This window comes from Brachybacterium muris (genome assembly GCF_016907455.1).
GTDB lineage: Bacteria > Actinomycetota > Actinomycetes > Actinomycetales > Dermabacteraceae > Brachybacterium > Brachybacterium muris.
Genome location: NZ_JAFBCB010000001.1, coordinates 2,195,119 through 2,207,202, shown reverse-complemented (window position 1 = coordinate 2,207,202; position 12,084 = coordinate 2,195,119). Strand labels below are relative to the sequence as shown.

Annotated in this window: 14 protein-coding genes and 1 tRNA gene; 11 read left to right on the top strand and 4 right to left on the bottom strand. The window is 66.9% G+C overall.

The genetic code is table 11. The annotated features are described in order from the left end of the window. The first annotated feature begins 9 nt into the window (after window positions 1–9). A complete protein-coding gene (locus tag JOD52_RS10220) occupies window positions 10–525 on the top strand; it encodes a hypothetical protein (RefSeq protein WP_338124078.1) in 516 nt (171 codons plus the stop codon). Window positions 526–528: 3 nt separating this feature from the next. Here the strand turns inward: JOD52_RS10220 and JOD52_RS10215 are convergent, their stop codons facing one another. Beyond that, window positions 529–957 carry a YchJ family protein gene (locus tag JOD52_RS10215; RefSeq protein WP_204409813.1) on the bottom strand — a complete coding sequence of 143 codons (429 nt, stop codon included), beginning with the start codon at window positions 955–957 and terminating at the stop codon, window positions 529–531. A gap of 38 nt (window positions 958–995) precedes the next feature. Between JOD52_RS10215 and JOD52_RS10210 the strand changes: the two genes are divergently transcribed. The 7 genes from JOD52_RS10210 to JOD52_RS10180 all read left to right on the top strand — a co-directional run bounded on the left by JOD52_RS10210 (window position 996) and on the right by JOD52_RS10180 (window position 5,673). Then, window positions 996–1,445, top strand: a complete 450-nt coding sequence (locus JOD52_RS10210) for a GNAT family N-acetyltransferase (protein WP_204409812.1) — start codon at window positions 996–998, stop codon at window positions 1,443–1,445. A gap of 32 nt (window positions 1,446–1,477) precedes the next feature. Then, window positions 1,478–2,062: a sugar O-acetyltransferase gene (locus JOD52_RS10205; protein ID WP_204409811.1), complete on the top strand. Its 585-nt coding sequence runs from the start codon at window positions 1,478–1,480 to the stop codon at window positions 2,060–2,062. A 155-nt stretch (window positions 2,063–2,217) separates the two neighbouring features. Then, window positions 2,218–2,817 (top strand): hypothetical protein, encoded by a 600-nt coding sequence (locus JOD52_RS10200; protein WP_204409810.1) that lies wholly within the window; start codon window positions 2,218–2,220, stop codon window positions 2,815–2,817. A 101-nt stretch (window positions 2,818–2,918) separates the two neighbouring features. Then, window positions 2,919–4,481: an IS21 family transposase gene (gene istA / locus JOD52_RS10195; RefSeq protein ID WP_204408388.1), complete on the top strand. Its 1,563-nt coding sequence runs from the start codon at window positions 2,919–2,921 to the stop codon at window positions 4,479–4,481. Next, window positions 4,478–5,224 carry an ATP-binding protein gene (locus tag JOD52_RS10190; protein WP_338124028.1) on the top strand — a complete coding sequence of 249 codons (747 nt, stop codon included), beginning with the start codon at window positions 4,478–4,480 and terminating at the stop codon, window positions 5,222–5,224. Before istA ends, JOD52_RS10190 begins: the two co-directional genes overlap by 4 nt. 4 nt (window positions 5,225–5,228) lie before the next feature. Beyond that, complete coding sequence (locus JOD52_RS10185; RefSeq protein WP_204409809.1) at window positions 5,229–5,366, top strand: hypothetical protein; 138 nt, start codon at window positions 5,229–5,231, stop codon at window positions 5,364–5,366. A 7-nt stretch (window positions 5,367–5,373) separates the two neighbouring features. After that, a complete protein-coding gene (locus tag JOD52_RS10180; RefSeq protein WP_204409808.1) occupies window positions 5,374–5,673 on the top strand; it encodes a hypothetical protein in 300 nt (99 codons plus the stop codon). Here JOD52_RS10180 and JOD52_RS10175 read toward each other — a convergent pair. Next, window positions 5,670–6,566 carry an NAD-dependent epimerase/dehydratase family protein gene (locus tag JOD52_RS10175; RefSeq protein ID WP_204409807.1) on the bottom strand — a complete coding sequence of 299 codons (897 nt, stop codon included), beginning with the start codon at window positions 6,564–6,566 and terminating at the stop codon, window positions 5,670–5,672. The genes JOD52_RS10180 and JOD52_RS10175 overlap by 4 nt on opposite strands. A 265-nt stretch (window positions 6,567–6,831) precedes the next feature. Here JOD52_RS10175 and JOD52_RS10170 point away from each other — a divergent pair. Beyond that, window positions 6,832–6,908 (top strand) — tRNA-Lys (locus JOD52_RS10170). Between the two features lie 402 nt (window positions 6,909–7,310). Here the strand turns inward: JOD52_RS10170 and JOD52_RS17880 are convergent. Continuing rightward, complete coding sequence (locus tag JOD52_RS17880) at window positions 7,311–7,493, bottom strand: hypothetical protein (RefSeq protein WP_376983465.1); 183 nt, start codon at window positions 7,491–7,493, stop codon at window positions 7,311–7,313. Window positions 7,494–7,496: 3 nt separating this feature from the next. Beyond that, the gene (locus tag JOD52_RS10165) at window positions 7,497–7,925 is read right to left on the bottom strand and encodes a recombinase family protein (RefSeq protein ID WP_204409806.1); all 429 of its coding nucleotides are present in this window, start codon (window positions 7,923–7,925) and stop codon (window positions 7,497–7,499) included. Window positions 7,926–8,074: 149 nt separating this feature from the next. Here JOD52_RS10165 and JOD52_RS10160 point away from each other — a divergent pair, with 149 nt between their 5' ends. Both JOD52_RS10160 and JOD52_RS10155 read left to right on the top strand, forming a co-directional pair. Next, window positions 8,075–9,466: an IS1380 family transposase gene (locus tag JOD52_RS10160; protein ID WP_204408535.1), complete on the top strand. Its 1,392-nt coding sequence runs from the start codon at window positions 8,075–8,077 to the stop codon at window positions 9,464–9,466. A gap of 864 nt (window positions 9,467–10,330) precedes the next feature. Next, on the top strand, window positions 10,331–11,989 hold the full coding sequence (locus JOD52_RS10155) for an ORC-CDC6 family AAA ATPase (RefSeq protein WP_204409804.1): 1,659 nt from the start codon (window positions 10,331–10,333) through the stop codon (window positions 11,987–11,989). Window positions 11,990–12,084: the final 95 nt, after the last annotated feature.

Below are 12,084 nucleotides of genomic sequence, written 5' to 3'. Positions count from 1 at the left end.
GAGGCAGTGGTGGCAAAGGATTCCAGCCTGGACGAGATGCGTGACGAGGCCTACCGGCGCCAGGACAACCTCGCCGCAGACATCGACGAGCTGATCGATCGCGTCAATCCCAAGAACGCGGTGGCACGCTGGAAGAACGAGATCGTCGGCTCGGTGAAGTCTTTCTCCGCGGCCGATGACGGGAAGTCCCCTTCGGACGGTGCTCTCGCCGTCGCAGGTGGCGTCATCGGCCTCGTCGTCCTGACCACCGGCATCGCCATCGCCGTCGCCCTGTCCGGCGACGACGAGGAGAAGGCGCGCAAGCAGGCGGCCAAGGAGACCCAGAAGGCCCACGAGGAGGCCCAGAAGGCCCGCGCGGAGTTCTTCGGCAACGTGAAGAAGCAGGCCCGCAGCACCGAGAAGAAGGTGCGCAAGGGTGCCGAGAAGGTGCGCAAGGACGTGAAGAAGTCCCGCAAGAACACCTCCTCGGACATCGAGAAGGCCCTCAACCGCGCCCGCAAGGCCGTCAAGAAGGCCACCAAGTAACGATCAGTGACGGGTGGCGGCTATCTCCCCGCGCACGTACACCCAGGCACCGTCCACCTTGCTGAAGTGCGAGAGCTCGTGCAGCTCACGCCTGCCCTGATCGGTGCGGGCGATCGCCACGAACTCCACCGTGCCCTCGTCGTCGAACGGCCCACCCCCGGTCGTCTCCCGCACATCCAGGCGCAGCCAGCGGGTCTCCGCGAGGCTCGCCGCCAGGTCCCTGCGCTGGGGCCGGGAGTCGGGGTGCCAGGAGGCCAGCGCGTGCTCCAGATCGCGGGTGGAGAAGGCGGTGTAGCGCGAGCGCATCAGCGCTTCAGCAGTGGCGGCCCTGCGCTGCCCGCGCAGGATCGGCCCGCAGCAGGAACCGAAGGTGTCACCGCTGCCGCAGGGGCAGCGTTCGTCGTCGGCCGGATGGGTGGCTGAAGAGCTCATGCCCCGATTATCGCTGACCACCTGGCAGGATCAGGGACATGACAGCTGATCAGACCCCCGCACCCCGGTCGGCGCAGCTCCCTGAGGGGTACCGCCTGCTGCCGGAGCCGCCCACCGCCCAGGAGTACGTGCGGATGCGCACGGTCACCGGACTCACCCCCATCACGCCCGCGCAGGCCGAGGGGCCGCTGGTGGCGAGCTGGGCATGGACCATGGTGCGCGATGAGCACGGACAGCTGGCAGCGATGGGCCGCGTGCTGGGCGACGGCGGCTGGTACTTCCACATCGCCGATGTGGCCACCGACCCGGGCCACCAGCGTCGGGGCCTGGGGCGGGTGGTGATGGAGGACCTGATCGCGAGGATCGACGCCGAGGCCCCGCCGCATCCGTACATCACGCTGCTGGGCGACCCACCGGGGCGTGCGCTGTACCGGGCGCTGGGCTTCGTGGACTCCGAACCGAGCCTGGGAATGCGCCTGCCACGCTGAGCAGTGAGCAGGTCAGCACGTAGGGTCGGGGCATGAAGCCCTTCGAACGTGATCCCGATGACCAGCGCTCCGCCAAGGAGAGGATGCTGGCCGGTGACTGGTACATCGCCGATGATCCCGCTCTCCAGGAGGCCTACCGAACCGCCCTGACCACCACCGCCCGTTTCAACGAGGCCTACGTCTCGGACCCCGACGGCGCACAGGTGATCCTCCAGGGCGTGCTCGGGGAACTGGGGGAGGGCTCCCATGTGCGGGCCCCGCTGCGGGTGGACTACGGCACCCAGATCCACATCGGCCCCGGCACCTTCGTGAACTACGGCCTGACCGCCCTGGACGTGGTGGAGATCCGCATCGGCGCGAACTGCCAGCTGGCCAACGACATCCAGCTGCTCACCCCGATCCACCCGCTGGACCCCCAGCCACGCCGCGAGGGGTGGGAAGCGGGCGAGCCGATCACCATCGGCGGCAACGTGTGGATCGGCGGGGGAGCGATCGTGCTGCCCGGCGTGACGATCGGTGACGATGCCGTGGTGGGCGCCGGTTCCGTGGTCACCAAGGACGTCCCTGCTCGCACCGTCGTGGCCGGCAACCCCGCTCGTGTGATCCGCGAGCTCTGAGAGGAGGCGCCAGGATGGATACCGAACGAAACCAGGGCGTCAGCTCACCGATTCTCGGTCGGCGCTCACCGATTCTCGGTCGGCAGGAAGGCCGGCCCGCCACCGGCAGGCACGTGAGCAGGGGAGAGCCACAAAGAGGACGTGTTCTGTCGGCGTTGGCCGCTGCCGCGCTGCTAGGCCTGGCGGCGTGCGGGCCCTCCGAGCAGCCTGCCGCCACCGATCCTGCACCTGTCGAGGAGACCACCAGCGCCCCCAGCGCAGACCCCGAGGCGACCACGCAGTCCAGTGCCCCACCGGCTTCCGACGGTGGCGGGACGGAGAACCAGCCGGACGGTGAGGAGACGACCGCATCAAATGTCCCCGGCTCCGAGGAGGGCCGCCCCCTGATCATCGCCCGCACGGTCCCCGAGGACCGCGTCACCGTGCAGGACGGGGAGAAGCGCCTGCCCGCCCAGGGGCTCGCGGCGGTACTGGAGGAGCTGGGCGGGGTGGCCGAGGAGACCCCGGACATGGCCGAGCCCGCCACCTGCGAGAACGACCTGCGGTACGTGCCCAGCGCCGATGTGCGCTGCACCGTCACCGCCACCTTCGACGGCTCCAGCGAGGAGAGGGTGTTCGTCGCTCACCCGATCACGGCACCGGGCGGGGCCTCCGGGGTGCTGTTCACCGCCGATGAGCCGCTCACCGAGGAGGCTGAATATTCGCCTCGCTGGGGTCCGCTGATCGAGGGTTCGGGTGCCACGTCGCTGCCGTAGCGGTGGCGTCGTTCGGGACCACCAGTGGTGTCGTTGGGGCCGCTCTGTCTACGCTCCTTCCGCCGTGTGTATAGGGCACGCGGCGGAAGGAGCAATCTGGAATGGTACGGAAGATCAGGGCGAAGCTGGTGCTCCAGCTGCGCGCAGAAGGTCTGTCGGGGCGAGCGATTTCGTCCTCGCAGGGCATGTCCCGCAAGTCCGTGAGGGCGGTGTTCGAGGCCGCTGACGCTGCAGGGATCGGGTGGGGCGATATCGCGGACGTCGCCGATGAGCAGGTGTATGCCCGGTTGTTCCCGGGCCGGGGCGAGCACGAGAGCGTGTTCGCACAGCCGGACTGGGAACAGGTCCATCGAGAGATGGCCAGGGTCGGCGTGACGCTGAAGCTGTTGCACGGCGAGTACTTCGACGCGACCACGGCGGCTGGGGATCCGGCGATGGGGTATGACCGGTTTTGCCGCACCTACCAGCACCACGTCATGGTCACCGGTGCCGCTTCGAGAGTCGGTCACAAGGCCGGCCAGAGCGTGGAGGTCGACTGGTCCGGCCCCACGATGGAGCTGGCCGATCCGGTCACCGGCGAGGTCTCGAAGGTGTTCTTGTTCGTTGCCTGCCTGCCTTTTTCTCGTTACGCGTTCTGCTTCCCGGCGCTGGATATGCGCCAGGAGTCCTGGCTGCGAGCGCACGTAGCGATGTTCGAGGCGCTGGGCGGGACGGTCCCGAGGATCGTTCCGGACAACCTCAAGACCGGTGTGGTGAAGCACCCCCGCGAGGGCGAGATCGTCCTGAACGATGCGTATCGCGAGATGGCAGCGCATTACTCGGCGGCGGTGCTCCCGGGGAGGGTGCGGAAACCGAAAGACAAGGCGAGCGTGGAGAACACCGTCGCGCACGTCGCGACCTGGGTCATCGCCGGGCTGCGGGATCAGCGATTCACGTCCCTGCCCGAACTTGCAGCCGCCATCGGGCAGCGGATGGAGGCCTATAACGCGGAGCCGTTCCAGAAGCGGCCCGGATCCCGCGCCAGCGTGTTCGACGCGGAGGAGCGGCCGCTGCTGACGCCGCTGCCGGCGGTGCCCTACGAGATCTCGACATGGCACTACGGACGACGAGTGGGCAGGAACGGGCACGTCACGTTCGCGCGGAACTTCTACTCCGCGCCGTTCGCGCACATCGGCGCGAAGGTCGATCTGCGCATCACGGCCCGGACGCTGGAGATCTATCAGGGCAGCCAGCGACTGACCAGTCACCTGCTGCTCCCGGAGACCGCGAGCAATGAGTACCGCACCAACGACGCGGACCTACCTGCGGGCGAGCGTTTCCAGGCCTGGGACGCGCAGAGGGTGCGGGCGTGGGCAGATCGGGTCGGGCCGGCCACGGTGATCGTGATCCAGCGGATCTTCGAGTCCGTGCCGATCGTGGAACAGGGCCTGGATCCCGCGTTGGCGGTGCTACGGCTCTCTCGCCGCTTCTCCGTAGATCGGGTCGAGGCGGCCTGCGCACTCGCGCTGACGGGACGGGTCCGTTCACCGCGCTATGCGCATCTGCACCCGATCTTGGCCACCGGGCAGGACAAGGTCGCCGCCCTGCGTCCACCCCGCGAGGAACCCGCGGAAGACGGCGGATACGTCCGTGGCGCCGACTACTACGCCGGAGGTGTCCGGTGAGCGTGATCGATAACGACACGAAGCGGAAGCTGCGCGAGATGGGCGCGACCGCGCTGCTGGACGCGATCGATGCCCAGGATGAGGCTCACGTGCTGGGGATGTCGTTCCAGGAACGGCTCCAGCTGATCGTGGACGAGGCGCATTCCATCTTCAATCATGGAAAGGTCGAGGGTCTGATCCGCCGGGCGGGGCTGCGTTATCCCGGAGCGGACCTGCGGCGGCTGGATCTGGTCGAGGAACGGGGACTGAACCGGAACGTGATCGCGCAACTGGCAACCTGCTCCTTCATCCAGCGGCAACAGAACGTGGTCTTCCAGGGCTTCACCGGCTCAGGGAAGTCCTACCTCGGCTGCGCGCTGGCGAAGCAGGCCTGCCAGCACCGGCTCCGAGCCCACTACATCCGAATGCCCGACCTCGAAGAGGCCTGGGCCCTGGCAAAGGACAAGCCGCAGGGCCAGACGAAGTTCCTGCGGAAGTACTCCACGTTCTCGCTGCTGGTGATCGACGAGTGGCTGCTGGACCATCCTGACGAGGGAATGCGTTCGATGCTGCTGGAACTGCTCGAGCGCCGCTATGACACCGGCTCGACCGTGTTCTGCACCCAGTACCCGAAGAAGGACTGGCACGCCCGGCTCGGTGGAGCAGTCCACGCCGATGCGATCATGGACCGCATCGTGCACAACACAATCTGGATCGACACCGGCGACAGGAACATGCGAGAACACACCGCACTGCCCCAGTGACCCGATGCCGGCGGGAGCCAGTGGTCCCCACCGCGGCGGCTACTGGCCCCCGTCGGCACGATCGGCGGTCCCCAAGAGCAAGATTCGGTGGCTCCCACGACTACGAATACTCAGAGGCCCGATGGGCCACCTTCAACGGTGACAACGAGGTGGTCGCGCTGGGGATGGGCGGGGTGTACGGGATGGAACCTGTCCCGGCCGAACAGCTGATGACCGACGTGCAGACCGCACTGGACTTCGACTACCGCGACGAGGGGATCGACACCTCGGGCTGGGACCTCACTGCCAAGGAGTGCGAGGGCGAGCTGGACTTCGAGCGCCTGGCACCGGTGCAGTGCACCGCTGAGGATGCCGCGACCTCACAGTCGCGCACCGTGTGGGCGCTGCCCGGCGCCTTCTTCGGGCAGGAGCCGGGGCTGATCGTGAGCGTGGAAACCGCCGGGAACTAGCGGCGTGACCAACCGGGGGTGGAGGGGCCGATCGTGGGCCACCAGCCGGTCTCGGACATGAACCGCACCGAGGAGATGCGCTGGGAGCGGCGCTGCACGTCCAGGCGGGTCCCCACCAGGGCCTGGGTGATCTCGGGGTAGAACTTGGCCGGGCCCTTGGCCTTCGCCTCGATGCCGAGGTCCTTCGCCCAGCGGGCCCGGGTGATGGGTTCCCCACCCACGTTGTAGAAGCCGCTGCCGGCCCGCAGCGCGGCCACGAAGGCCCGGCCGGCATCGGTGTGGTGCAGCAGGGTGATGTAGCCGTCGGGGCGGCCCAGCAGGATCGGGTCGGCCTCACGGGTGGCCTTCAGCGCGTGGGTGGTGTGCGGGTCGCGGCCGAACAGCTGCGCCAGGCGCAGGATCACGGCGCTGCGGCCGGAGGTCGCGAAGTCCACGGCTGCTCGCATCTCCCGCACACGGGGCCGGAAGGCCTGGTTGCGCACCGCGAGGGCGAGGTCCTCACCGATCCAGTCGGAGCCGTTGTCCGGGTACAGGTACGCGGAGGACTCCTGGATCAGGCGGCGCACCCCGGCGGTGGCGGCGGCCTGGGCGATGGCGACGGACGCCTCGGCGTGCAGGCGGTCGTCCTCCCGCCAGGCCAAGGGGCGCATGGCAGCCATGCCCACGGGGACCTTGGCAAGAGTGTTGATGACGACGTCGTGGCCACGGAAGGTGCGGGCCAGGTCGTTGGAGTCGAACACGTCGGCGATGACGGCGGTGCCGCCTCGCCCCTCGATCACGGGGACCCCGCGGTCTCGGCGTGTGACGCCGGTGACCTCATGTCCTGCAGCGACCAGGGCTTCGACGGCCTCCTGGCCGAGCACTCCGGTGGCGCCGGTGACGGCGATCCTCACGCTGTCCTCCTTCGCCGACGGATCGGGGCCCGCCTGCGGCGACGGTCCTGGGAGCCCCGATTCTAGGGGATGCTCGAGGAGCTGCTGTGCCATGTCCACAGGCGGTGCGGCCGTTGCCCGGACAGGACCGACCGTGGGGGTGCGTCACATGGCCGGGGTGGATGATCACGCTGGGCGGGCCACGGTTCTCGTTGTCGGCTCGCTCACAGAGTGGCCCAGCGGGTTGGAGCATGGTCTGGGACGGGTATAGAGTCTCCATCTGTTCGCGCCATTAGCTCAGTTGGTTAGAGCAGCTGACTCTTAATCAGCGGGTCCGGGGTTCGAGTCCCTGATGGCGCACCACTCGAAGAAGCCCCACCGGTTGCCCGGTGGGGCTTCTTCGTGTCCCGGAACAGTCCGAGGCCATCGAAGAGCTCTCCCACCGACACGTCGAAGTAGTCGTCAACAGCCTCGATCTCGTTGGCCTTCCAAGGCACTTCCCCCTTTGCGAGCCCACGCCGCCACGCTGCGGCTGCGGCTCGACTCGGTACGTCGTCGGATGGGCTGCGTGCCTGTGCGGCGGGGGACCGATGACGCTCGGGCATCGGACCTGGCACTGCCAAGAGTGCGGGCAGCGCACGGTCGTCGGCTGCGTGGATGCCGCCCGTGAGGTCCCGCCCCGTGATCCGCTCGCGATACGGAACTACTGACCTACTGCAATACGGACCTACTGCACTACTGCAATGCCCTGGTCCGGTACGTTGGTCAGCGGAGAACGGGCTGGATCTCCTGTTGCTGGCGGTACGTCTCGTGGCCGGGGGTGTCTCCTCGGCAAATGCGAGCAACGGTGCTGGCGGATAGTCCGGTCGCGGAGGCAATGGCTCGGTACGGCCGGCCCTGGCCGCGCAGGAGCAAGACGGTCTCGTACTGTTCGGGCTTGACGGCGATCGGTCAGCCGGGGCGGTGGCCGCGGTTCCGAGCGGCTTCGAGCCCTGCCATGGTGCGCTCCCTGATGCGGTCTCGCTCGCGCTGCGCGAGGGCTCCGAGCAGCGTCACCGAGAACATGCCGTCTGCTGTGGAGGTGTCCACGCGCTCGTGCAGCGACTCCACCGTGATCCCGCGGGTCGTCAGCTCGTCCAAGGTGAGAATGAGCCGGCTCGTGCGCCGGGAGAGGCGATCGAGGTCGGTCACCACCAGGGTGTCGCCCTCGGCCAGTACGCCCGACATGAGCCGGTCTAGGACGGGACGGTTGGGCGCTGCACCCGATGCCGTCTCCTGGTGCAGGTGCTCGGGGAGCACACCGTGGGCGGTCAGTGCGTCTATCTGTCGTCCGAGGTTCTGCTCGTCGGTCGAGACCCTGGCGTACCCGTAACGCGTCATCGGCTCGCGCCTTCCCGTGTGTCTTAACCTCGGGCTTTCATCGTTGAGGTGTCCGAGGGGCGGGTCGTGATGGGTGAAGGTGCTCCTGAACTGGAAGAATAGGGCTTGTCAAGAGTCCAGTTCTTCGCAGTCCAAGGAGCACCTTCAGGGTGAATACTACCGGGTTGTATCCACGTCCTCAGGTTGATGTCGCATCGGTGCCCGCCGTCGGTCAAGCAGGCGGGATCCTGCTGACCCAGACGCTGCGGGCGACGGGCCTGGCCAACGAGCTGTCTAGAGCGCTGGCCCCGTGGAGGAAGCAGTTCTCGCGGCATGATCCGGGGAAGATCCTCACCGATCTTGCGCTGATGCTCGCGGTCGGTGGGGACTGCCTGGCCGACGTCGCGACGCTGCGGGCGGAACCGGAGGTGTATGGGCCTGTGGCCTCGGATCCGACGATCTCCCGCCTGCTGACCGCCCTGGCGGCTGACGTCGACAAGGCCGAGAACGCGATCAGCACGGCCCGCCGGAATGCTCGCAAGAACGCCTGGGCTCAGGCCGGGCATCACGCCCCCAATGCGAACGCAACGGTGAAGAATCCGCTGGTCATCGACCTGGATGCATCACTGGTGACGTCCCATAGCGAGAAGGAGTTCGCCAGGCCGACGTTCAAGAAGGGTTTCGGATTCCATCCGTTGCTGGCGTTCGTCGACCACGGCACCGGAGGAAGCGGAGAGATGCTGACCTGTCTCCTGCGCCCCGGTAACGCCGGTTCGAACACCGCCGCCGATCACAAGAGCGTGATCGCCGATGCGCTGGCTCAGGTGGGGATGGGGTCCCGGCCCGGGAAGAAAGTGCTGGTCCGGATTGACGGGGCCGGTGGCACGAAGAAGACGCTGCAGGAGCTCGTGAAGCGGCGGGTCTCGTACTCGGTCGGATTCACCCTGCCTGCGAACACGCCGGAACTGTTTCGCTTGATCCCGAAGGACGTGTGGGAGCCGGCCTACAACCCAGGCGGCGACGTCCGGGACGGCGCGGACGTCGCCGAACTGACCGGGCTGCTCGACCTCGACGAGGACTGGCCGACCGGGATGCGAGTCATCGTCCGGCGTGAGCGCCCTCATCCCGGGGCGCAGCTGCGGTTCGATGACGTCGATGGCTACCGGCTCACTGCGTTCGCGACCAACACCTCCACGGGCCAGCTCGCCGATCTCGAGGTGCGTCACCGTCGGCGTGCTCGTTGCGAGGACCGGATCCGGGCCGCGAAAGACATGGGCCTGCGGAACCTGCCCCTGACCTCGTTCGCGCAGAACCGGATCTGGTGCCAGATCGTGGCTCTGGCCAGTGAGATCACTGCCTGGATGGGGCTGCTCGGCTACGCCGACCAGCCCGCTCGGCGGTGGGAACCCAAACGCGTGCGCCACCGCCTGTTCCAGATCCCCGCGACCATCGCACGGCATGCTCGTCAGCAGGTCCTACACCTCTCGGACCAGTCACTCTGGGCCCGGATCGTCCTGGCAGGCCACGCCCGCCTCACCCAACTCCCCGCCCCCGCCGGATAGCCTCACAAACTCGTCGTTGACCGCACTCCCCAAGGACCCTGGCTCTGGACGCCCGACCACCGCGACCGACACGCGGCGGACCGTCACACCCTGATGCCAGAATCGGCTACGGACATCGGCCTCGACGCCCGACACTGCCGCTCAGCAGCACCGTGAAAGATCGAGGTTAAGGGGCTGCCTCATCGATAGGTGACATCTGATCTGGCTTGTCCGCTGGGCGGCCTGGAAGGATATGCACCATGCCCGCCCCCTGCCAGACCTGGCTATAGCTATAGCTATGGCGGTTAGGGTTGGGCGGCGCGCCATGCGGCGCGGATCACTTTCCGTCTACCGCGGGCCCATTGCGGTACAAGCTGCGCTTGAGGGAGGACGTTGTGACCATCAAGCTGCGTTCTCTGCGAAGCGATGCATGAAAGGTAGTGATCCTGAGGCTTCCCGCGCGCCCTGGAAGCGGGGCGCCTGCAGCAGAGGGTGAGCGCGGTTGCAGTTCTGGCGGAGCCCACGCCTTGCTGACAGCAGCGGATCGGTAGCAGTGGGACGGATCGCCTTTTGCGGTGGCGATCGCGACAGCAGTTCCGTTTGGGTATACCCCACGCAGCAGATGTGTCCCGAAAGTACCGTTCTGGGCCCTGTGCGACGGGGGAGCCTACGGCCCCGCAACTGTCAGGCAGGGTGGTACTCAGCCTGCCAGATCTGCGCAGCTAGGGTCAATGATCGGTGCAGCGGCCCCGCGTGTGCTCCATGAGCGCCTACGACGGTCTTACCCAGCACGAGCAAAGGTTGGAACCGTTGCGCCTTCCCGGCAGCGTGGGCCCCTCTCAGCTAGCCTCCCTTGCAGAAGGTCTCTATTGAAGGGAACGCCACGTGGACACCAGAATCCTGCACGCCGCTCTGCAAGAGGTCGAGAAGCGCGCGGAGCGTGTCAGCGAAGACGACGTGCTAGACACGTACGTCAACGTCGAGTCCCTCACCAACGCCCTCGCAGCGCGTGACAACGGAATCGTGTTCGGCCGCCGCGGCACCGGTAAAACGCACGCACTGAAGTACGTCGCCCAGATAGAACGTGCTAAAGGTAACCGCGTTGTCTACATCGACATGGAGCAGGACGTCGGCTCCACCGAGGGCCGTTATGCGGATCCGGCATTAAGCCTCAGTGAGCGTGCGACGCGCCTCGTGGTTGACGTGCTCGGCATCGTCCACTCCCAGATGCTTGACGCTGCGTTTGAGGGCAGCGTCGACATTCAGATCGGGGTGCTCGACCGGATGCTCGACCACTTTCAAGAGGTGTTGGTTGCCCGGGAAACCGAGCAGGAGGACACGCGTACAGACCGGTCCTCCGAGGGATCGAACACCGATCTCGGCGTGGACTGGACGCCTGGCCGCATGCCGTCGATGCGGGTGGGCACTGGCTCGACGAGTGAGGCGGCGCGCGAGGCGGGCGTAAGGACCCGGCAGACCGGCGTAGTCCGCCACCGTATCCACTTCGGGGGCGTAACGCAGTCGATGCGCCAGGCGATCGAGGCTGACGAGGCCCGTCGGTTCTGGCTGCTCATCGATGAGTGGAGCAGCATCCCAATAGAACTCCAGCCATATCTCGCCGAAATGCTCAGGCGGTTATTTTTCGGAATTCCGAAGGTTTCTGTACGCATTGCGGCCATCCCGCACCGGTCTGAGTGGCGCATTGCCGGAGACCGTGGCGACTACATCGGGGTAGAAGTGGGCGCGGAATTGTTCCCCCTGCTCGACCTCGACGAGTTCGTGGTGTTCCCCGCGCGCAACCGCGAGGAACAGGCCAGACGCTCCCTATCGTTCTTCCGTGCACTGCTGTTCCGGCACATCTCGACCGCACTAGTCGGTATGGGCGAGGAACCCCCCGAGTCAGAGGACGACCTCATCGGGTCGCTGTTCACCCAAGTCACCTCGTTTCAGGAGGTCATTCGTGCAGCCGAGGGTGTGCCCCGTGATGCACTTAGCATTGTCGGCCGCGCCGGGCTCCGTGCCGGTGGCTCGAAGGTCGCCGTCGCCCACGTCCGCGAGGCCGCATCGCAGCTCTACATCACGACCAAGGCCACCCAACTCAACGGCGTTCCCGTCGCCCGGGCCTTGCTCGATCGCATCGTGGGCGACGTCATCTCGGGACGCAAGGCGCGCGCGTTCCTCATCAAACAGGAACAGACCCCCCACCCGCTCATCCAACAGCTTGTGGACGACCGCATCCTGCACATCATCAAGCGCGGGTGGTCCGGCAAGGACAACCCAGGCGAGCGGTACGACGTCCTCCAGATCGACTATGGGTGCTACGTGCACCTACTCGGCACCAATGCAGCCCCCCAGAGCTTGCTCGGCGGGGATGACGAAGAGGATTTTTCGACGGTTATCGGTGACGTCGTAGTTCCGGAGGATGACTATCGCGCTATCCGTCGCGCGATCCTGGATCTACCCACCCTGCTAGTCAATATTGATGCTGACGCGGGCGGCGCCGCCCACGGCATTAGCGGATCTCCAACATTCTACGAGCTGTAGGCTAGGTAAGTACCGTGCCGCTGGTCGACGCGCGGTCGATGATCCCGCTGGGGCGCCCGTCGAACCACCGGCCGACCCCGCCGATGCCGTGCGCA

What these genes read in the sequence shown, in the direction of transcription:
- JOD52_RS10215 (WP_204409813.1), bottom strand. Translation starts at nt 957, where the DNA reads ATGAGCTCTTCAGCCACCCATCCGGCCGACGACGAACGCTGCCCCTGC.
- JOD52_RS10210 (WP_204409812.1), top strand. Translation starts at nt 996, where the DNA reads ATGACAGCTGATCAGACCCCCGCACCCCGGTCGGCGCAGCTCCCTGAG.
- JOD52_RS10205 (WP_204409811.1), top strand. Translation starts at nt 1,478, where the DNA reads ATGAAGCCCTTCGAACGTGATCCCGATGACCAGCGCTCCGCCAAGGAG.
- istA (WP_204408388.1), top strand. Translation starts at nt 2,919, where the DNA reads ATGGTACGGAAGATCAGGGCGAAGCTGGTGCTCCAGCTGCGCGCAGAA.
- JOD52_RS10185 (WP_204409809.1), top strand. Translation starts at nt 5,229, where the DNA reads ATGCCGGCGGGAGCCAGTGGTCCCCACCGCGGCGGCTACTGGCCCCCG.
- JOD52_RS10165 (WP_204409806.1), bottom strand. Translation starts at nt 7,925, where the DNA reads ATGACGCGTTACGGGTACGCCAGGGTCTCGACCGACGAGCAGAACCTC.